The sequence below is a fragment of the Methylobacterium sp. GXF4 genome (assembly GCF_000272495.1).
Lineage (GTDB): Bacteria > Pseudomonadota > Alphaproteobacteria > Rhizobiales > Beijerinckiaceae > Methylobacterium > Methylobacterium brachiatum.
Map to the genome: position 1 here is coordinate 97,530 of NZ_AKFK01000045.1, position 18,354 is coordinate 115,883.

Genomic DNA, 18,354 nt, shown 5'->3' on the forward strand with positions numbered 1-18,354 from the left:
CGCCGACTTTCTCGGGAAGACAGCCGTCAGAAGTTGAACTTCGGCAAGCGCAACATCTTCATATAGCCATATCAGATCAAGAAGAAATCTAATCCGTTGCGCGGACACAACTCGCGACACGTCACAGAACGATAGCGGCGGTAATTTCTGACCCGCGATTGCCTCCCCTCCATCAGCAACTCACTTCTCGCGCACAAGCGAACCGGCTGCCTCGGCCGGCATCCGATGGTGAGTCATGCGGTTCTGGATGCGGAAAGCCCCGGCGCTCGAAGCGATCGTGTGGGCGGTGGTGAACGGAGCCCTTCTCTGTGCCGCCGGTGCGGCTCGGGCAGAAGACGCAGTCCAGCTCGACGAGCTCAGCGTCGAGACCCAGGGTCGGGGCGTCCCGAAAAGCTACGGCGCCTCCGTCGGCGTGGTTAGCCCCCCGCCGCCAGCCTACGCGGGCGGCCAGGTCGGGTCCGGTTCGCGGCTGGGATTGCTGGGCAACCGGAGCAGCTTCGACCAGCCCTACAGCCAGACGAGCTTCACCGATCAGCTGATCCGCGACCAGCAGGCCCATACGCTTCAGGACGTGATCAACAATGATCCGGCCGTCCGCACCAACGTGCCGCCGTCCAGCGGCATCCAGGGCTTCCTGATCCGGGGCTTCCCGTATTTCGCTCAGGATATCGCGTTCAACGGCCTCTACGGCGTGTCCGACGCCTTCAACCCGGCGATCGAGCCGATCGAACGGGTCGAGGTGCTCCATGGCCCGGGAAACTTGCTCACCGGCACCCCGCTGTTCGGCAATATCGGCGGCGTCATCAACCTGATCCCGAAGCGCGCCCTGGATGCGCCACTGACCCGGGTGACCCAGGGCTACATCTCCAACGCCCAGAGCTACACCGCCCTCGATCTCAGCCGGCGCTACGGCCCGTCGAGCGAATGGGGGCTCCGGTTCAACGGCGCTTACCAGTTCGGCAGAACGCCGATCGACCTGCAGCAGTTGGAATTCGGCGTCGCGGCTCTCGCCCTCGATTATCGCGGCGAGAACCTGCGTGTCTCGGCGGATCTCGGCTACCAGAAGACCGATCTCAATGCGGCCTTCCGCACCCGGTCGGTCAGTTCGGGCTTTCCCATCCCGCGGGCGCCGGACCTGCGGATCAACCCGCAGCAGAGCTGGGAATACCGCGACAGCGACAACAAGTCGGTGGCGCTACGCGCCGAGTACGATCTGAACGACGCACTCACGCTCTACGCCGCTTATGGGCACAGCCAATTCTACCAGGAGTATTTCGGCGCGGTCCTGACCATCTTCAACGCGCGCGGCGATTTCCGCGAGCCGATCAACTACCTGCCCTACATTTCCAACGCCGACACCGCGGAGGCGGGCCTGCGCGGGCGGCTCGATACGGGACCGGTGCGCCATGAATTCGGCATCGCGGCGACCGGCCTGTGGTACGACCAGAGCCAGATCAGCTACCCGGTCGGATCGACCATCGTCTCCAACATCTACGCGCCGATCACGGTCCCGCCGCGCAGCGCCATCGGCCAGACGCGGGCCATGCCGCCGACGATGGCCCGCAGCAATCAGAGCGTCGCCGTAGCCGACACGCTGTCCATCCTGGATGGCCATGTGCAGCTCACTTTGGGCGGGCGCTGGCAGAGCATCACCGTCAAGAGCCTCGATCCACGCACCGGATCCACCACCGGTCTCGCGGATAGCGGCGCCTTCTCGCCCGGTGCCGGTCTGGTGGTGAAGCCCTGGGAGGCGCTGTCGCTCTACGCCAATTACAGCGAGGGCCTGACGGCCCCTTCCGTGCCGGTGGCGGCGGTCAACGCCAATCAGCCCTTCGGAGCGGTCCGGTCGGACCAGATCGAGGCCGGCGTCAAATACGATTTCGGCAACCTTGGTCTCGGCTTCGCGGCCTACGACCTGCAGCAGCCATTCGGGTTCCTGGATTCGAGCAGTCGGTTCAGGATCGACGGGACACAGCGCAATCGCGGCCTCGAATTCACGGCCTTCGGCGAGCCGGTGGCCGGCATTCGGGTGGTCGGCGGGGTGAGCCTGATCGACGGCCGGCTCCTGAAGACGCAGGGCGGCCAGTTCAACGGCAACGTCGCGATCGGTGTCCCGGCGGTCCAGCTGAACCTCTACGGCGAGTACGATCTGCCCTGGCTCGCCCCTGGGCTCACCGTCACCGGCCGGGTGATCTACACGGCGGCGCAGTATTACGACCAGGCCAACAGCCAGACGATTCCGGACTGGGCCACCCTCGATCTCGGCCTGCGCTACAAGACGATCCTCCAGGACCGGCCGGTGACCTGGCAGGCGAACATCCTGAACGTGACCGGCAACAATTACTGGGCCACGACGGGCCGCGGGCTCCTCGCGCCTGGGGCACCGCGGACCGTTCTGATCTCGGCCAGCGTGGATTTCTGATCATCAAGTCAGGCTGACGGCATGCCCGAAGCCTGGCCTCTCCCCATCGGCCAAGGGTCGACGCGAATCGCACGCTCAAAACCGACCGGAACAATGCGGTCCGCGCAGGCAAGCGCAAACCGCCGCGGCATGCCCCGCCGCGGCGGTTTGCGTCGTCTGCTGCGTAGAAGGCGCTGAGCGCCTGAGATCAGGCCGCGACGGCCGGGGTCTCGGCGAGCTTCTTGTGGATCTCACGCTTCAGCAGCCGGGCGGTCTGCGACAGGTCGCCCTCGCCGGCCTTCACCAGGAAGGCGTCGAGGCCGCCGCGGTGCTCGACCGAGCGCAGGGCGTGCGCGGTGATGCGCAGGCGCACCCGCTTGCCCAGCGCGTCCGACTGGAGCGTGACGTTGCACAGGTTCGGCAGAAACCGGCACTTGGTCTTGTGGTTCGAGTGGCTCACGAGGTGGCCGACCTGAACGGCCTTGCCGGTGAGTTCGCAGCGGCGCGCCATGATGACTAAAATTCCCGTCTCGTTCCGCCCGAGAAGACCCGATCGCAAGCGGCGCGATCATCGTCGCAGCGGGCGGCGCCCGATACGTATTCCAGGTCCAGCGGAGTCCTGTTGAAGGCGCGAGCCTATAGGCGACCTGCCCCCGATGCGTCAAGCTCCGCCGGGTCGAAGGTGCCCCGAGCGGGGGTCGGGCACCCAACGGTCTGTTAACCACGATGCCGGGATATAACCGTCATCGGCTCGACGAAGGCCGGCGCCGCGCCGGCACCGCACGTCGAGACCTCGTCTCGCGAGATCGTCTCGCACAAGATATTTTTCGCCCGCGTTTCCTGGGATGCGATCCGGATCATGAGCGCCACGCCTGTCCGTCGGACGATCAAGCCGCTGACGACGCGCCTTCTCGGGACCGTGCTCGCCGTCGCGGCGCTCGGTGCCCCGGCCGATGCGGCCGCCCGCGCCCGGCGGGCCGCCGCCGCGGCGCCCGCCACCGTAACGGTGGATTACAGCATCAACCTCGCCGGCCTGCCGATCGGGACCGCGCGGCTCGCGGGCAGCTTCGAGCGCGATCGCTACCTGATGGACGTCTCGGCGACGCTGACCGGCCTCGTGGGGGCGATCACCGGTGGCAAGGGCTCGGCCCGGGCCTCCGGCAATTTCTCGGTGGCGCCGCAGCCCGCCGCCTTCTCGATCGCCACCCATACGGCGAGTTCGGGGATCGCGGTGCGCATGGCGCTCGCGCACGGCAACGTCGTGCAGGCCGAGATCACGCCGCCGCTGGTGGACATGCAGGACCGGGTGCCGGTCACGGCCGCCCACAAGCGGGGCATCATGGATCCGGTGAGCGCGCTGCTGATGCCGGCCCAGGGGCGGGGCGAGCTGCTCGATCCGGCCAATTGCAACCGGACCCTGCCGGTGTTCGACGGCGCGACCCGGTTCAACGTCGTGCTGAGCTACGCCGAGACCCGCCCGGTGCAGAAGCCCGGCTATGTCGGACCGGTCCTGGTCTGCACCGCCCGCTACCAGGCGGTGGCCGGGCACCGGCCGGACCGCCCCGGGGTGAAGTTCATGGAGGATAACCGCGAGATGTCGGTCTGGCTCGCCCCCGTCGAGGGGACGCGGGCCCTGATTCCGCTGCGCATCTCGGTGCTCACCACCATCGGCACCAACATCATCGAGGCGACGCGCTGGACCCAGGGCGCCGCCGAGACCGCCGGCGCCAGCGTCGCCCAGGCGAGCCTCCCCGGGCAGTGAGCACCCGGCGCGCGATCCGGCTTTGACCGCCGGCCTCTTTCCGGGCACCCGTGCGGGGCAAGCGCGGCAGCCAGGGAGGTGCAGGACCATGCCGAAGGGCTACATCATCGTCCGGATGACGGTCACCGATCCGGAGACCTACGCGGTCTATGCCGAGATGGCCTCCGCGGCGATGCGGCTCTACGGCGCCAAACCCCTGGTGCGGGGCGGGCGCTACGAGGCGCTCGAGGGCGAAGCCCGGCCGCGCAACGTCGTGCTGGAATTCGAATCCTACGACGCCGCGCGGGCCTATTACGTCTCGCCGGAATACCAGGCCGCCAAGGCGAAGCGCCTGCCGGCCGGGATCGGCGAGGTCGTGCTGGTCGAAGGCGCCGATTGAACCGGCCGGTTCAGGCGGCGAGCGGCGCCCGACCGTAATGGGTCGCGTACGCGTTCTCCACGGCCGGGATGATCTCGACGATCGCGAACCACCGGTCCCAGAACGCCGTCTCGCGCAAGGCCTCGACGACGCATTCGTAGGCGTGGTGGTCGCTGGCCTCCCACACCCAGAGATCGGTGACGCGGGCCGTGTAGAATTCGGCGTCGTAGAAGCGCAGCTTCACGGAATCCGCGTGGCGACGCAGGATCGGCTCGAACACCGCGCGCAACCGGGCGAAGCGCTCGTCGATCGAGAGGGCGAGCCATTCGGGTGACGTCTTCACCAGCATGAAGACGGTGAGCTTGGGATTGAAAGTCTGGTCGGACATGGATGTGACCGCTCCGTGGGTCTGTTGGGACCCGGCGATGATGCCCCCGGGCAGCCCTCGGGCGAACTCGCGTTCATGACCGGCCGGACGGCGCGGGGACCGGCGCTCAAGCCCCGGAAAAACCCGGAACAATCCCGCTCCGCCGAGACGGTGCGGACGATTCTCGAAGGTGCGGCTCGCGTTCTGGAGGAGCGCGGCCTGGCCGGCTACACGACCAATGCCGTGGCCGAGCGGGCCGGCGTCTCGGTCGGCTCGGTCTACCAGTACTTTCCGGGCAAGGAGGCGCTGACCGCGGCCCTGGTGGCGCGGGAGACCGGCCTGCTGATCGCGGCGGTGCGGGACGCGGCCGAGGCGGCGACGCCGGAGCTCGGCCTGCGGCGGATCGTGCGGGCGGCCGTCGCCCACCAGATGTCCCGGCCGCGCCTCGCCCTGCTGCTCGACCGGGAGGAGAGCCGGCTCCAGCTCGCCGACAGCCTGGATGCGGTCACCCGGGCGATCTCGGGCGCCTTGCTGGCCCTGCTGGGGCGCCTCGAACCCGCGCCGCCGGTCGAGGCGCAGGTTGCGGCGGGCGACCTGTTCGCGCTGCTGCGGGGCATGGTGGATGCTGCGGGCGAGCGCGGCGAGCGGGCGGGCGACGCGCTGGAGCAGCGTGTCCTGCGCGCGGTGTTCGGTTATCTCGGGCTGCCCCCGGCGGGGCCGTAATCGGCAGGAGCTACGAGCGGATCGCGCAGTATTTCAGATCGCGCGCGATCGAGCGCCACCGAATGGCGTCGTGGTGGACGGACCGATAGACTCCGCCACGGATGTTCCGGATCACCGCCCATACGCCCCGGGGCCGGCTGCGCGAGACGTAGACCCGCTTCCTCTGCTGCAGCTGATGCAGGGCCCGCTGGAAAAAGTGGATCGCTTTTCCGCGATCGAAGAGCGGAAAAGCCGCCACCGTCGCGTCGGGGAGATCGCGGATCACCGCGATCATGTCGGCGGTGGCGGCGATGTAGTCGTCGAGTTCCTTGATTGGATCGTGGGCCTGCGCCTTGTGGCTGCGGCGGCCGTCCCCGAACAGGTTTGTCGCGTGCTGCCGGTAGGTGACCAGCGGCAGGTTCAGTTCCGCCGTCTCGCCCACCACCTGGCCGAGAAACACGATCCACCGGTCGTGGGCGATCTTCTCCTTGGGCACGATGAAGTCCCGGAACCGCCCGTCGATATCGGCCAGATGCAGAAGTTCCCGGCGGAAAACGATCGAAAATCCGAAGAAGGTCAGCCAGGGATCGTAACTGAGCGGCGGCTTGATGCCGGTGCGTTGAATGCCCTGAGTGAATTTTACCAGCTTACCGGTTGATTGGTCCAAGCTCGCGGCCGCATGCACGATCATGGAAATATTCGGATTGCCGAAATAGGTGGCCACACGTTCGAGCTTTTCGCGATCCCAGATATCGTCCTGATCGCAGAACGCGACGAAGTCTCCCTTGGCGGACAAAGCCGCATTCAGGAAGTTGTCACGAAATCCGAGATTGGTTTGGTTGATATTTATCTTGAACGGTATCTTCGATCTTTCGGCAATCGACCTTGCTATATCCAGAGTTGCATCCGTTGATCCGTCATCAGAGACGATAATCTCCACCGGCTTGAAATTCTGGTTAATGACGCTTTCGAGCTGCTCGCGGATGAATACTGAGCCATTATACGTAGCGATAACCACCGAAACCGTTTTGTCTGCAGCATCCATGCGCACTGGCCTTGACATCCCACATTCTAAAATCAAAAACTCGAATCGACATCAAGCGCAGTATGCCAACTCTATCGGCAGAATTAAAGTCTGCGATTACTATAACATGGCTGGATAAAGTTGGGAACACCGGCCCCGTCGAAGCCGACCACGCATTGCGTAGCCCTCGATGGCATTCGAGGGATCGCCGCGCTATCAGTACTCTTGTTCCATTTGGGTCGATGGCTAGACATCCCGTTCCTGGCAGTGAACGGGGGGCTTTCGGTCGATACCTTCTTCACGCTCAGCGGTTATGTCCTCGCCCGCGCCTATGCCCGCCGGACACGGAATATATCCGTGACCGAATTCATGGCCCTCCGCGTCATCAGGCTGCTGCCGATCATCCTGCTGTCGATCGTGATCAGCGCCCCCTACGTCCTCGCCAGAAACTATCTGCTGAGCACCGAGACCCAATCGGCCACGATCGTCCTGGCGATCATGCTGGGAATCCTGAACATCCCTTATTTCAACGCCCCGCCCCAGATCGGCGGCCCACAGATATTTCCGCTCAACGGGCCGCAATTCTCGCTCTTCTTCGAGCTCGCGGCGAACTATGTCTGGTGGCTGCTGCGATTCGTCGACCAGACCTATCTGGCCCTGGGGCTGTATGTCCTGTCGAGCGCGGCGGTCATCCGATTCGGCATCGGCGGCGACACGGCGGATAATTTCCTGCTCGGCTTCGCTCACGTCGGGTCATCGTTCTTTGTCGGCGTGCTGGTCTATCAGGTCGGCCGCGCCATGCGGCCAAGTCGGGCGAATGCGTTTCTGTTCGTGGCGCTGTCCGGTGCGATGATCGCGATCCTGTTCTCGTCGTTCGAACTCACCCTTCAGGAACGGCTCGCCTGGAAACTCGTCCTGGCTCCCCTGCTGGTGCTGAGCGGATCGGTCGTCACCCTCCAGGGTCTGCCGAAGCGGGCTTCGCGCGTGCTGGGCGACCTCTCCTATCCGGTCTACGCCCTGCATTACCCGATCTTCTGCTGGATCAACGGGATCTATCAGAAGGTGACCGGCAGCAGGGGCATCGTCCTCGAATGCGCGACGTTCCTCGTCGCGACGATCGCGGTGAGCTATCTGGTCCTGCGCTATTACGACGAACCGGCGCGGCGCTACCTGTCGGACGTCTTCGCATCGATCAAAGCCTCGCGCTCCGGCCGAGCCGAATACGGTCGCTGAGGATCTGAGGCGCTTTCGGCCCGATTGCAGGCGTCGCATCCGTCTAGCGCCGTCCACCCGGGGTCCCCACGCTCGGGGTGAGGCGCGGCGGCGATCAAATCTTTCATCTTCCCTGCGATGATCCACACATGCGCCCGCACCGCCCCCGAATCGCCCTTGCCCTCGCGGCGCTCACATTCGCCGGGCCGGCTGCGGCCCAGCCCCTCACCGCGGGATCGGCCGATCCCGGTTGCGGCGGCGACGCCTTCTCGTCGGCGCAGGTGATCGAGCACCGGCCGCCGCGGCACGGTCCGCTGGTCTCGGTCCCCGACACCCTCTGCGCGGATCTCGCCCCCCAGCCCGGATCCCCGGCGACGCAGATCGAGGTCTATCCGCTGATTATGCCGCAGGTTGGCAGCGGCCCGGGTGATATCCCATATGGGGGAGGATCAACGCGGCCCTATCGTCCCTGACGCGACCGGCCGCCCGAACCCCCCTGCCCGCGCCAGACGGCGCCGCGCCGGCCTTCCCGTCCGAAGGAACCGCCGACCATCGACGCGCCACTCCGCCCCCTCCCCCGCCGGTCCCTGCCGCGCGACGTCCGCGCCCGCGGCGTGACGGCGGTCCTCGGACCGACCAACACCGGCAAGACGCATCTCGCGATCGAGCGGATGCTCGCGCACCCGACCGGCATGATCGGTCTGCCCCTGCGACTGCTCGCCCGGGAGGTCTACCTGCGCGTGGTCGCCAAGGTCGGACCCGAAAAGGTCGCCCTCGTGACCGGGGAAGAAAAAATCAAGCCGGATCGGCCGCGCTACTGGATCTGCACGATCGAGGCGATGCCGCGCGACCTCGACGTGGCCTACGTCGCCATCGACGAGATCCAGCTCGCCGCCGACATGGACCGCGGCCACGTCTTCACCGATCGCCTCCTCTACGTGCGGGGCCGGGAGGAGACGCTGCTGATCGGCTCCTCGACCATGCTGCCGCTGGTCCAAGGGCTGATCCCGAACGTCCACACCACGACGCGGCCGCGCCTGTCCAAGTTGAGCTTCGCGGGCGAGAAGCGGCTGTCGCGCCTGCCCCGGCGCACCGCGATCGTGGCCTTCTCGGCCGAGGAGGTCTACGCGATCGCCGAGCTGATCCGGCGCCAGCGCGGGGGCGCGGCGGTCGTGCTGGGGGCCCTCTCGCCCCGCACCCGCAACGCCCAGGTCGAGATGTACCAGGCGGGCGACGTGGATTACCTCGTGGCCACCGACGCGGTCGGCATGGGGCTCAATCTCGACGTCGACCACGTCGCCTTCGCGGCGAACTGGAAATACGACGGCACCCGGTTCCGCAAGCTGACCCCCGCCGAGATGGGCCAGATCGCCGGACGCGCCGGGCGCCACCTCGCCGACGGGACCTTCGGCTCCACGGGCCGCTGCCCGCCCTTCGAGCCCGAGATGGTCGAGCGGCTGGAGAATCACGATTTCGATCCGCTGCGCATCCTGCAATGGCGCAACCCGGATCTCAGCTTCGGGACCCTGGAAGCGCTCCAGGCGAGCCTCGACGAGCACCCGCGCGAATCCGGCCTCACCCGCGCGCCGATGGGGCAGGACCAGCAGGCCCTCGAGATCCTGATGCGCGAGGACGACATCCGCGACATGGCGCGGAGCCAGTCCACGGTGCGGCGGCTCTGGGACGTCTGCGGGGTGCCCGACTACCGCAAGGTCCACCCGCAGGTGCATGCCGACCTCGTGGCGCAGCTCTACCGCTTCCTCATGAAGGGCATGGCCGGACGCATCCCCGACACGTGGTTCGCCGAGCAGATGGCGATGATCGACCGCACCGACGGCGACATCGATACGCTGTCCCGGCGGATCGCCCAGGGACGCACCTGGACCTTCGTGGCCAACCGCCCCGATTGGCTGCGCGACCCTGAACATTGGCAGGGCGAGACACGTCGGGTAGAGGACAGGCTGTCAGACGCCCTGCACGAACGCCTCGCGAGCCGCTTCGTCGACCGGCGCACAAGCGTCCTGATGCGGCGCCTGAGAGAGAACACGATGCTCGAAGCCCAAATTTCCGCCGACGGTGACGTCACCGTCGAGGGTCAGCATGTCGGTCACCTGCATGGATTCTTATTCGTCCCGGATGCGAGCGCGGAGGGGCACGAGGCCAAGACTCTGAGGAGCGCCGCCGAGAAGGCGCTCTCCGGGGAGATCGAGGCCCGGGCCGACCGCTTCGCGGCGACGGCCGATTCCACGCTCGTGCTCGCGCATGACGGGATGATTCGCTGGACCGGCGCCCCGGTGGCGAAGCTGACCCCCGGCGAGAAGCTGTTCGCGCCGCAGATTCGCCTCCTCGCCGATGACAGCCTGACCGGCGCGCATCGCGAGAAGGTCGAAGCGCGCCTCGATGCCTGGCTGAAGGCGATGATCGTGCGCCTGCTCGGCCCACTGATGGAGCTCGAGACCGCGGGCGACCTCACCGGCCTCGCCAAGGGCATCGGCTATCAGGTGGTCGAGGCCCTGGGCGTGCTGGAGCGCTCCAAGGTCGCTCAGGAGATGCGCAGCCTCGACCAGGAGGGGCGCGGGGCGCTCCGCCGGCACGGGGTGCGCTTCGGCGCCTACCACATCTTCCTGCCGGCCCTGCTGAAGCCGGCGCCCCGGACGCTGGCGGCCCAGCTCTGGGCCCTGCGCAACGGCGGGCTCGACCAGCGCGGCCTCGACGAGATCGCCCATCTGGCCGGTTCCGGCCGGACCTCGATCAAGGTCGATCGCGAGATCGCCAAGGGGCTCTACCGGGCGGCCGGCTTCCGCGTCAGCGGCGAGCGGGCGGTGCGAGTCGATATCCTGGAGCGGTTGGCCGACCTGATTCGCCCGGCGATCGCCTATCGTCCCGGCACGACGCCGGGCGCCCCGCCGGACGGCACGGCCGACGGCGACGCGTTCGTCGCCACGGTCGGCATGACCTCGCTGGTCGGCTGCTCGGGCGAGGATTTCGCCTCGATCCTGAAGTCCCTGGGCTACACGCTGGAGGCTCGCCCCGGCCCGGCCATCACGGTGCCGCTGGTGCCCGCCGCCGCGACCGCCCCAGCCGTGGTCACCCCGCCGTCGGGCGCCGCCCCGGAGGGCGAGGCGGAGACGACAGGCCACGAATCAGCGGGCGAGGCCGGCGCCGAAGAGGCGGATGCCGTCGCTCAGGCCGCGGACGCCTCGGGCGATGCGGCTCCCGATAGCCCGGACACCGCTGAGAGCACCGAGCCGGCCGTCTCGGCTGAATCCAGCCCGGAGGCTGAAGGTGCCTCCACCCCCGAGACCCCGGCGGAGGCCGAGCCCGTCGCGGCGGCTGCCGAAGCCGAGCCCGTGCCGGAAGAGGTTCCGGCCGAGGCTGCGCAGGCTGCCGAAGCATCCGAGGACGCATCCGAGGCGGGTACGCCTCCGTCCGCCGAAGCAGCTGCCGCGAACGCGTCGGAAGCGGCCGAGGCTGCGCCCGCCGGTGCCGAGGGCGAGGCCCCGGCGGAGCAGGTCCTGATCGAGGTCTGGCGCCTGCAGCGTCACCAGCGACCGGCCAATCCCCGGCCGCAGAACCGTCCGCGCGGGGCGGGTCGTGGGCGCGACGGTGGCCAGCCGGGTCAGCACCAGGGTCCGGGTCGCCCGGAAGGCGCGCGACCCGAGCAGCGGCGCGCCGAGGGCGGCGAACGCCCCGGCAACGAGGGCGGTCCGCGCACCGGACGCGATCGGGGTCCCCGTCGGGACCGTTTCGAGGGCGGCCGTCCGGAGCGCCGGGACGACCAGCGCAACGCCGAGCAGCGTCATGCAGCGCCGCGGCCCGACCAGCGTCCGCCCCGGCGCGAGCGGGCTCCCGACCCCGATTCGCCGTTTGCCAAGCTGGCCGCGCTGAAGGCGCAGCTCGAGGCCGGCGACGGCGGGAAGCGCTGACGCGCCCGCATGCGGGAGGGTCGGCAGCGGCTCGACAAATGGCTGTGGTTCGCGCGCTTCGCGCGGACCCGATCCCTGGCTGCGCGTCTGTCCGAGGACGGTTTCGTGCGGGTGAACGGAACCCGGGCCGAGAACCCGGCCAAGGGCATCGTGATCGGGGATGTCGTGACGGTGGCCGCCCCGCACGCGACCCTGGCGGTGCGTGTGCGCGGCCTCGGCGAGCGACGGGGGCCGGCTCCGGAGGCGCGGCTTCTCTACGAGGACCTCGCCGGCATCCCGATCGCGGTCGACCCGCCCGAGTGATGAGCCGGCGCCACAGCGGCCGGTCGAGGCCCCGATCGCGGGTGCCCTGGGACACCGGCGCGCTTGTCAGCCCGGAAGGCAGGGTCTAGAGCCATCGGCTTCCGAAAGACCCGGTTCGACGCCGGGTTTTGCGGCGCACGATCGCAGCGCCACCGGGGCGTGCGGGCCTTCGAGGCTCCGCCCGGGCAGACCAGAATTTTTAGGACGAAGACAGCCGATGACCTACGTCGTCACCGACAACTGCATCAAGTGCAAGTACATGGACTGCGTCGAGGTGTGTCCGGTGGACTGCTTCTACGAGGGCGAGAACATGCTCGTCATCCATCCGGATGAGTGCATCGATTGCGGCGTCTGCGAGCCGGAATGCCCCGCCGAGGCGATCAAGCCCGACACGGAATCGAATCTGGAGACGTGGCTCAAGCTCAACGCCGACTACGCGAAGAGCTGGCCCAACATCACCCAGAAGAAGGACGCGCCGGCCGACGCCAAGGAGTGGGACGGCGTCGCCGGCAAGCTCGAGGCGCATTTCTCGGCCAACCCCGGCTCCGGCGACTAGAACCGGCTGCAGGTTTGGTCGTCGATGCGGCGCCGGGGCTTTAAAAGCCGCCGTGACGCTGCACAAACTGGATAACGGATCGCCTCACGATGTTGCGATCTGTCGTCGGGTTACCGGGTCGCTGTCGATCGCGATCCAAACCGTTTACGACGTGCGTCCTGCGAAGCCCTGGGCCGCAAGCATGTCATTCCTCTCCGGCCGAGCCGGTGTAAAACTCTTTCGAGGCGACGCCCGGACCGCGCGCGCTTCTTCAGGGATGCTTTGATCTGCGCGCCGGATTGTGATACACAATCCGCCTGCCGTCGCTCGCGCCAGACGTGCTCCCTCCGGCCGAAACGCCTTTCGCTTTCGTGAATTAGGAGTGGTGGCACGCGAACGACCGCCGAGGGTGACTTCGGCGGATGTTCCGGTGTTTGCACGGTCGCGCCGGGGAACGCCCGGGTGCTCGTCCTCCGGGGCGTGTCATCCCGGGAACGGCGAGGCAAACCGGGTATCCCGCCCGGAAGAACACGGTTTTGCGCGGCGCGGAGCGTCGCGCGCCAGTGGAGGCCCTTCTCGCATGACCACAGCCAAGAAGACGACGACCGCAGGCCGGCAAGGCTTCAAGACCGGTGAGGCCGTCGTATATCCGGCCCACGGCGTCGGTCGCATCACCGCGATCGAGGAGCAAGAGATCGCGGGTTACAAGCTTGAGCTGTTCGTCGTCTCGTTCGAGAAGGACAAGATGGTCCTGCGCGTCCCGACCGCGAAGGCCAACTCCGTCGGCATGCGCAAGCTCGCCGAGCCGGATCTGGTGAAGAAGGCCCTGGACGTGCTGACCGGCCGCGCCCGGATCAAGCGGACCATGTGGTCGCGCCGGGCCCAGGAATACGAGGCGAAGATCAATTCGGGCGACCTGCTCGCGGTCACCGAGGTGGTGCGCGACCTGTTCCGCTCGGAGGCTCAGCCCGAGCAGTCCTACTCGGAGCGTCAGCTCTACGAGGCTGCCCTCGACCGGATCGTGCGCGAGATCTCCTCGGTCAACCGCATCACCGAGACCGAGGCGCTGAAGCTCATCGAGCAGAGCCTGGCGAAGTCGCCGCGCCGCGCCAAGAGCGAGGCCGAGCCGGAGGCGGAAGCCGAGGGTGAAGGCGACGACATCCAGGAAGTGGCCGCCTGAGGCGTCCATCCCTTCAAGATTTTGCAAAGCCCGGCCCCGGTGGCCGGGTTTTTTTATGCCCTCGCGCCGGGCGCGAGCGATCGTGGCCGAACCAGCCGGCGCCTTTTCCACACCGCTTCGGAGGGCTGGGGACTGGACGGCGGGGCGCCGAAACCCATGTCATCCGGACGGAACACGAAAACGTGGCCGTCCGGCTGTCGCACTGCGAAGGGATGCGGCGGAACTTTCGCGTTTTGCCTTCCGTTGTCGGTTGCCTGGCGCCGCCGTTCGGTGACGCCCTGCGGGTTGGACGCTCCGTTCGGCGCCGCAACAGCACTCGGCAACAAGAGGCAGGCGGGATGGCTGATATCGCTGGAATTCGTCGGCAGTTCATTCGGACTGCCATGGAGGCGCCCTTCCTGGCACGGGAAGAAGAGCGCGGCCTCGCCGTCCGCTGGAAGGACAACCGCGACGAGCGGGCGCTGCACCGCCTGATTTCAGCCCATATGCGCCTCGTCATCGCCCTGGCGGGGCGTTTTCGTCACTACGGGCTGCCGATGGCCGACCTCGTGCAAGAGGGGCATGTCGGCTTGATGGAAGCTGCCGCGCGCTTCGAGCCGGAGCGGGATGTCCGGTTCTCGACCTACGCGACGTGGTGGATCCGCGCCTCGATCCAGGATTACATCCTGCGCAACTGGTCGATCGTGCGCGGGGGCACGTCCTCGGCCCAGAAGGCCCTGTTCTTCAATCTGCGCCGGCTGCGCGCCCGGCTGATGCAATCCACCGAGGAGCATGTCGGCGACGAGATCCACCGCCGCATCGCGACCGCCATCGGCGTCTCGCGCGACGACGTGGCGCTGATGGATGCCCGCCTCTCCGGCCCCGACATGTCGCTCAACGCCCCGGTCGGTGAGGACAATGATGCCTCCTCCGAGCGGATGGACTTTTTGGTCGACGGCGCCGCGCTGCCGGACGAGACCGTGAGCGCCACGGTCGACGGCGAGCGACGCCTCAGCTGGCTGCAGCAGGCGCTCACGGTGCTGTCCGAGCGCGAGCTGCGGATCCTGCGCGAGCGCCGCCTCGCCGAGGATCAGGCGACCCTGGAGGCCCTGGGCCAGCGCCTCGGCATCTCGAAGGAGCGCGTCCGCCAGATCGAGAACCGCGCCCTGGAAAAGCTCCGCCGCGCCCTGGCCGACCGCTTCCCCGCCGCCACCGGCAGCCCGCATATCGGCTGAACGTTCCGCGAGACGGTTCGATCGTTCCAACAAGCCCGGCCTCGCAGGCCGGGCTTTTCGCGTTCCTGGCAGGAGCAACCCGCTCGGCAGCTGGGTCCTCGAGGTCGCCCTACGCCCCCTGGATCGCAGCCCCCTGCCGCTCCCGCCGGCGCCTGCGGCGGCCGGGCTCGGGGGTGGCGTCGAGCCAGATCACCAGCGCCAGGGCAATGAGCGCCGGCACGCCGAGGGCCAGGAACGCGCCGGTCCAGCCGAACAGCCCGTAGGAGAGGCCGCCGTACCAGCCCGACAGGGCGCCGCCGACACCCTGCACCGCGTTCACGCTGCCGAGCGCCGTCTGGGTGCGTCCGGAGCCCCAGGTCAGGTCGGCGACGACCACCGGCACCGCCACCCCGACGATGCCCGAGGCGACGCCGTCCAGGATTTCCGCGCTGATGAGCCAGACCGGATCGTCGATCAGGCCCGACAGCAGAGCCCGCACCGGCAACACCGCGAACGCCACCATCAGGAGCTGGCGCCGTCCGCGCCGATCCGCCAGGGAGCCGGCGAACAGGGCCACCGGCACCATCACGAGCTGCGCCACCATGACGTAGCGGGCGGTCCAGGTCGTGGCATCGGCGGCGGTGGCGACGAGCTTCTGACCGAGCAGGGACAGCATGCCGCCGTTGCCGAGGTTGAACAGCGTCAGCGCCACGGTGAGGACCAGCAGGCGCCGGTTGCCGAGAACCTGACGGATGCCGCTGCGCTGCGGCTCCTCGTCCTCGTCCTCCTTCCAGCCCACGGCGCGGCGCCGGTTCCAGGCGCCGGCCGGCGTCGTCAGCGTCGCGACGATCGCGGCGACCGCCATGCCGCCCAGCACCCAGAAGGCGATGGCCGGGCCGAACGTGCCGGTGCCGAGGCTGATGCCACCGGCGGCAACCAGGATGCCGACATGGTTGAACGCCTGGTTGCGGCCCTGCTGCTTGGGGAACCCGTCCTTGCCGACGATCCCCAGGGTCAGCGCCGCGACGGCCGGCAGCAGCAGCGTGCCGCCGGCGGCGGCCAGCAGCTGCGCCACGAGCACCGCAGGGAAGCTGCGCGCCGGCAGGAGCAGGAGCGTGCCCGCCAGGATCGCCGCGCAGGCCAGCGCCACCAGCAGGCGCGGACGCGGGAAGCGATCGACCAGGGCCCCGAACGGGCCGCTCAGGAACAGCGTCCCGATTCCCACCAGGGTGATGACGAAGCCGACCCGCGCCGGACTCCAAGAGGCCGCCTGCGCCAGCCAGGTGCCCAGGAACGGGCCGAGCCCTCCCTGGATGTCCCCGGTGAACAGGTTGATCAACGCGAGATGTGCGGTGGGACTCATGCGATCCAGGTCTGGCGGCGGGCCCCGCACCTGAACGTCGTCCCGCGTACGGTCAAGCCCGGCTCGGCTCGGCCGCACCCGCCGTCACGGATCCGCCGGCCCGTACGACATCAGCCCATCGCCGAACGACCAGTTCTCGGGAGCCACCTCGACCAAGTTGACCAGCACGTTGGCCGGCTTCACGCCCGGCTCGCGCCCGAGATTGCGGGCGATGGCGGCGTAGAGCGCGCGCTTCTGGGCAGTGGTCCGCGTGGCGTTGGCGGTGATCTGGATGGCCACCAGGTTGTCGCTGCGATGAATGCCGAGATAGTCCGGCCCGTAGTGGAAGTTCGCCGCCTCGTGCTCATGCACGAAGGCGAACAGGTCGCCCTCCGCTACGGCGAAGGTCTCGCGCAGGGCTGCGTAGACGCCCTCCACGAGGGTGGTGCGGTCTGCCGGAGGCGTGCCGGCGCGCAGGGAAATGCGGATGATGGGCATCGACGTCTACCGCGCTCAGAGACTGCGCAGGGCCGCGAGGCCGGGGGCGGCGAGATGCGCGACCTCGGTGCCGGACCCTGCATCGACGCGGTCGGCCTCCAGCGTGAAGCGCCTCAGCCGCCAGGTGGCGGGGTCGAGGCCGACCAGAGTGGCCAGGACACCCGGGTGCCCGGCGATGTCCCGTCCCCGGACCTGCTCGGTCTCTCGCAAGCGGGCGAGATCCTCGTCAGGGCCGATCTGCCGCGTCTCCTCGGACAGGGTGAGCGTGGTCGCGGCGGCGCCGAGCGTCACGGTGAACGGAAGCCAGGTCTCAACCTGCGGCCGGCCGAAACCGTCGATCACGGCCTGGAAGCCCGGCCCGGAGAGGAAATCGGCGGCGGCACCGGCGTCGCGCCAGAGATAGAAGGAACTGTAGGCGTTCGCCGTCGCTCCGCGCGCACGCTCCTCGACGGTGACGGCCTTGAAGATGAGGCCCGGTATCGCGTCCCAGGCGGGCGCCCGTTCGGCCACCCGCGCACGAATTCGGTCCATCGGATAATCTGCCGGCAAGCGGTGCCGGTAACGGGCCACGAGCATCGTCCCCTCCTCGGTTGCAGCGGGACGATTGCAGGGGGCAGCCATATGAGCCAGATATCTCGGGCTATATCTCTCATAACGGATGCTTGTGATGGTGCCCCGCCCCCTCGACCTCGACGGCGTGCTGGCCTTCGTGCGGGTGATCGATCTGGGCAGCTTCACCCGGGCGGCCGAAGCCCTCGACACCTCACAGGCGGCGATCAGCCTCCGGCTCAAGCGGTTGGAAGATCGGCTCGGGGCGCGGCTGCTCGACCGGACGCCCCGGCACGTGGCCACGACCCGGAAGGGTGAGCTGTTCCTGTCGGCGGCCCGGCGGCTGCTGGAGGCGCATGAGAGCGCCCTGTCGGAGATCGCGGGCGATGTCCCGGCGCGGCTCTGCCTGGGGATCAGCGATCATATCGCCGGTCCGAACCTGCCGGCCCTGCTCCGGCGTCTCGGCCTCGACACGGCGGGTCTGATCACCGAGGTGCGGATCGTCCCCTCGCGGGACCTCGCTTCCGCCTTCGAGTCCCCGGGCGAGGGCGGCTACGATGCCGTGCTGCTGCGGACCGAGGAGATGCCCGAGCGTGGCGGGACCGTCCTGGCGCAGGAGCGTCTGGGCTGGTTCGCGGCACCGGACTTCCCGGCCCCTCCGCCGGGCGAGCCCCTGCGGCTCGCGGGCCTGTCGGGGCCCTGCAACGTCCGGGCGGCGGCGGCCCGTACCCTCGACGCGGCTGGGCTGCCCTGGACGGAGGTGTTCGTCGGCGGCGGCGTGCTCGCGGTCGGCGCCGCGGTCACGGCGGGCCTCGCCATCGCCGCCCTGGCACCGAGTACCGCGCCACCGGGCGCCGTGGAGGTCGGGGCGCGGCTGGGCCTGCCCGAATTGCCGCTCACCTGGATCGTGCTGCGGTCCCGGCATCTGACCGGGCGGCCCGCAGAGGCGCTGCGCACGCTGGCGGCGGCCTATCGGGGTCCCGGCGGCCGCTGACGGGCGCG

The 18,354-nt window shown here is 68.6% G+C and carries 18 protein-coding genes; 12 read left to right on the forward strand and 6 right to left on the reverse strand.

What is annotated here, in order from left to right; genetic code table 11:
- The first annotated feature begins 235 nt into the window (after window positions 1–235).
- A complete protein-coding gene (locus WYO_RS04555) occupies window positions 236–2,422 on the forward strand; it encodes a TonB-dependent siderophore receptor (protein ID WP_128754946.1) in 2,187 nt (728 codons plus the stop codon).
- Between the two features lie 187 nt (window positions 2,423–2,609).
- On the opposite strand, the gene rpmB is transcribed toward WYO_RS04555, so the two are convergent.
- A complete protein-coding gene (rpmB, locus tag WYO_RS04560; RefSeq protein ID WP_007559647.1) occupies window positions 2,610–2,912 on the reverse strand; it encodes a 50S ribosomal protein L28 in 303 nt (100 codons plus the stop codon).
- 348 nt (window positions 2,913–3,260) lie between these two features.
- On the opposite strand from rpmB, the gene WYO_RS04565 reads away from it, so the two are divergent.
- Both WYO_RS04565 and WYO_RS04570 read left to right on the forward strand, forming a co-directional pair.
- Window positions 3,261–4,163: a DUF3108 domain-containing protein gene (locus WYO_RS04565; protein ID WP_007559649.1), complete on the forward strand. Its 903-nt coding sequence runs from the start codon at window positions 3,261–3,263 to the stop codon at window positions 4,161–4,163.
- A gap of 88 nt (window positions 4,164–4,251) precedes the next feature.
- Window positions 4,252–4,542 carry a DUF1330 domain-containing protein gene (locus tag WYO_RS04570; RefSeq protein ID WP_007559650.1) on the forward strand — a complete coding sequence of 97 codons (291 nt, stop codon included), beginning with the start codon at window positions 4,252–4,254 and terminating at the stop codon, window positions 4,540–4,542.
- A gap of 10 nt (window positions 4,543–4,552) precedes the next feature.
- Here WYO_RS04570 and WYO_RS04575 read toward each other — a convergent pair whose 3' ends face one another.
- Window positions 4,553–4,909, reverse strand: coding sequence for a darcynin family protein (locus WYO_RS04575; RefSeq protein ID WP_007559653.1), 357 nt, complete (start codon window positions 4,907–4,909; stop codon window positions 4,553–4,555).
- A 75-nt stretch (window positions 4,910–4,984) separates the two neighbouring features.
- Here WYO_RS04575 and WYO_RS04580 point away from each other — a divergent pair, with 75 nt between their 5' ends.
- Window positions 4,985–5,611, forward strand: coding sequence for a TetR/AcrR family transcriptional regulator (locus WYO_RS04580; protein ID WP_039902235.1), 627 nt, complete (start codon window positions 4,985–4,987; stop codon window positions 5,609–5,611).
- A gap of 10 nt (window positions 5,612–5,621) precedes the next feature.
- On the opposite strand, the gene WYO_RS28910 is transcribed toward WYO_RS04580, so the two are convergent.
- Complete coding sequence (locus WYO_RS28910) at window positions 5,622–6,635, reverse strand: glycosyltransferase (protein WP_007559656.1); 1,014 nt, start codon at window positions 6,633–6,635, stop codon at window positions 5,622–5,624.
- 120 nt (window positions 6,636–6,755) lie between these two features.
- Here WYO_RS28910 and WYO_RS04590 point away from each other — a divergent pair, with 120 nt between their 5' ends.
- The 7 genes from WYO_RS04590 (at window position 6,756) to WYO_RS04620 (ending at window position 14,984) form a co-directional block, all read left to right on the forward strand.
- Entirely contained in the window at window positions 6,756–7,847 is a 1,092-nt protein-coding gene (locus WYO_RS04590) for an acyltransferase (RefSeq protein WP_007559657.1), read from the forward strand.
- Window positions 7,848–7,975: 128 nt separating this feature from the next.
- Window positions 7,976–8,299 (forward strand): hypothetical protein, encoded by a 324-nt coding sequence (locus WYO_RS32105; RefSeq protein WP_039902237.1) that lies wholly within the window; start codon window positions 7,976–7,978, stop codon window positions 8,297–8,299.
- 198 nt (window positions 8,300–8,497) lie between these two features.
- Window positions 8,498–11,752 (forward strand): helicase-related protein, encoded by a 3,255-nt coding sequence (locus WYO_RS04600; protein WP_039902283.1) that lies wholly within the window; start codon window positions 8,498–8,500, stop codon window positions 11,750–11,752.
- 9 nt (window positions 11,753–11,761) lie between these two features.
- Window positions 11,762–12,055: an RNA-binding S4 domain-containing protein gene (locus tag WYO_RS04605; RefSeq protein ID WP_007559659.1), complete on the forward strand. Its 294-nt coding sequence runs from the start codon at window positions 11,762–11,764 to the stop codon at window positions 12,053–12,055.
- A gap of 217 nt (window positions 12,056–12,272) precedes the next feature.
- On the forward strand, window positions 12,273–12,611 hold the full coding sequence (gene fdxA / locus WYO_RS04610) for a ferredoxin FdxA (RefSeq protein ID WP_007559660.1): 339 nt from the start codon (window positions 12,273–12,275) through the stop codon (window positions 12,609–12,611).
- Between the two features lie 559 nt (window positions 12,612–13,170).
- The gene (locus tag WYO_RS04615; protein WP_007559661.1) at window positions 13,171–13,770 is read left to right on the forward strand and encodes a CarD family transcriptional regulator; all 600 of its coding nucleotides are present in this window, start codon (window positions 13,171–13,173) and stop codon (window positions 13,768–13,770) included.
- Between the two features lie 338 nt (window positions 13,771–14,108).
- Window positions 14,109–14,984 carry an RNA polymerase factor sigma-32 gene (locus tag WYO_RS04620; RefSeq protein WP_007559662.1) on the forward strand — a complete coding sequence of 292 codons (876 nt, stop codon included), beginning with the start codon at window positions 14,109–14,111 and terminating at the stop codon, window positions 14,982–14,984.
- A 109-nt stretch (window positions 14,985–15,093) separates the two neighbouring features.
- Here WYO_RS04620 and WYO_RS04625 read toward each other — a convergent pair whose 3' ends face one another.
- The 3 genes from WYO_RS04625 to WYO_RS04635 form a co-directional block, all read right to left on the reverse strand.
- Window positions 15,094–16,326, reverse strand: a complete 1,233-nt coding sequence (locus tag WYO_RS04625) for an MFS transporter (RefSeq protein ID WP_007559663.1) — start codon at window positions 16,324–16,326, stop codon at window positions 15,094–15,096.
- A gap of 84 nt (window positions 16,327–16,410) precedes the next feature.
- Window positions 16,411–16,803: a tautomerase family protein gene (locus WYO_RS04630; RefSeq protein WP_007559664.1), complete on the reverse strand. Its 393-nt coding sequence runs from the start codon at window positions 16,801–16,803 to the stop codon at window positions 16,411–16,413.
- 15 nt (window positions 16,804–16,818) lie between these two features.
- Window positions 16,819–17,424, reverse strand: coding sequence for a DUF4865 family protein (locus WYO_RS04635; protein ID WP_348270286.1), 606 nt, complete (start codon window positions 17,422–17,424; stop codon window positions 16,819–16,821).
- A gap of 46 nt (window positions 17,425–17,470) precedes the next feature.
- On the opposite strand from WYO_RS04635, the gene WYO_RS04640 reads away from it, so the two are divergent.
- Window positions 17,471–18,346 carry a LysR family transcriptional regulator gene (locus WYO_RS04640; protein WP_007559666.1) on the forward strand — a complete coding sequence of 292 codons (876 nt, stop codon included), beginning with the start codon at window positions 17,471–17,473 and terminating at the stop codon, window positions 18,344–18,346.
- Window positions 18,347–18,354: the final 8 nt, after the last annotated feature.

Excerpts from the sequence above, each read along its gene's own strand:
- WYO_RS04555 (WP_128754946.1), top strand. The coding sequence starts at position 236 with ATGCGGTTCTGGATGCGGAAAGCCCCGGCGCTCGAAGCGATCGTGTGG.
- rpmB (WP_007559647.1), bottom strand. The coding sequence starts at position 2,912 with ATGGCGCGCCGCTGCGAACTCACCGGCAAGGCCGTTCAGGTCGGCCAC.
- WYO_RS04565 (WP_007559649.1), top strand. The coding sequence starts at position 3,261 with ATGAGCGCCACGCCTGTCCGTCGGACGATCAAGCCGCTGACGACGCGC.
- WYO_RS04570 (WP_007559650.1), top strand. The coding sequence starts at position 4,252 with ATGCCGAAGGGCTACATCATCGTCCGGATGACGGTCACCGATCCGGAG.
- WYO_RS04575 (WP_007559653.1), bottom strand. The coding sequence starts at position 4,909 with ATGTCCGACCAGACTTTCAATCCCAAGCTCACCGTCTTCATGCTGGTG.
- WYO_RS04580 (WP_039902235.1), top strand. The coding sequence starts at position 4,985 with ATGACCGGCCGGACGGCGCGGGGACCGGCGCTCAAGCCCCGGAAAAAC.
- WYO_RS28910 (WP_007559656.1), bottom strand. The coding sequence starts at position 6,635 with ATGGATGCTGCAGACAAAACGGTTTCGGTGGTTATCGCTACGTATAAT.
- WYO_RS32105 (WP_039902237.1), top strand. The coding sequence starts at position 7,976 with ATGCGCCCGCACCGCCCCCGAATCGCCCTTGCCCTCGCGGCGCTCACA.
- WYO_RS04600 (WP_039902283.1), top strand. The coding sequence starts at position 8,498 with ATGCTCGCGCACCCGACCGGCATGATCGGTCTGCCCCTGCGACTGCTC.
- WYO_RS04605 (WP_007559659.1), top strand. The coding sequence starts at position 11,762 with ATGCGGGAGGGTCGGCAGCGGCTCGACAAATGGCTGTGGTTCGCGCGC.
- fdxA (WP_007559660.1), top strand. The coding sequence starts at position 12,273 with ATGACCTACGTCGTCACCGACAACTGCATCAAGTGCAAGTACATGGAC.
- WYO_RS04615 (WP_007559661.1), top strand. The coding sequence starts at position 13,171 with ATGACCACAGCCAAGAAGACGACGACCGCAGGCCGGCAAGGCTTCAAG.
- WYO_RS04620 (WP_007559662.1), top strand. The coding sequence starts at position 14,109 with ATGGCTGATATCGCTGGAATTCGTCGGCAGTTCATTCGGACTGCCATG.
- WYO_RS04625 (WP_007559663.1), bottom strand. The coding sequence starts at position 16,326 with ATGAGTCCCACCGCACATCTCGCGTTGATCAACCTGTTCACCGGGGAC.
- WYO_RS04630 (WP_007559664.1), bottom strand. The coding sequence starts at position 16,803 with ATGCCCATCATCCGCATTTCCCTGCGCGCCGGCACGCCTCCGGCAGAC.
- WYO_RS04635 (WP_348270286.1), bottom strand. The coding sequence starts at position 17,424 with ATGGCTGCCCCCTGCAATCGTCCCGCTGCAACCGAGGAGGGGACGATG.
- WYO_RS04640 (WP_007559666.1), top strand. The coding sequence starts at position 17,471 with ATGGTGCCCCGCCCCCTCGACCTCGACGGCGTGCTGGCCTTCGTGCGG.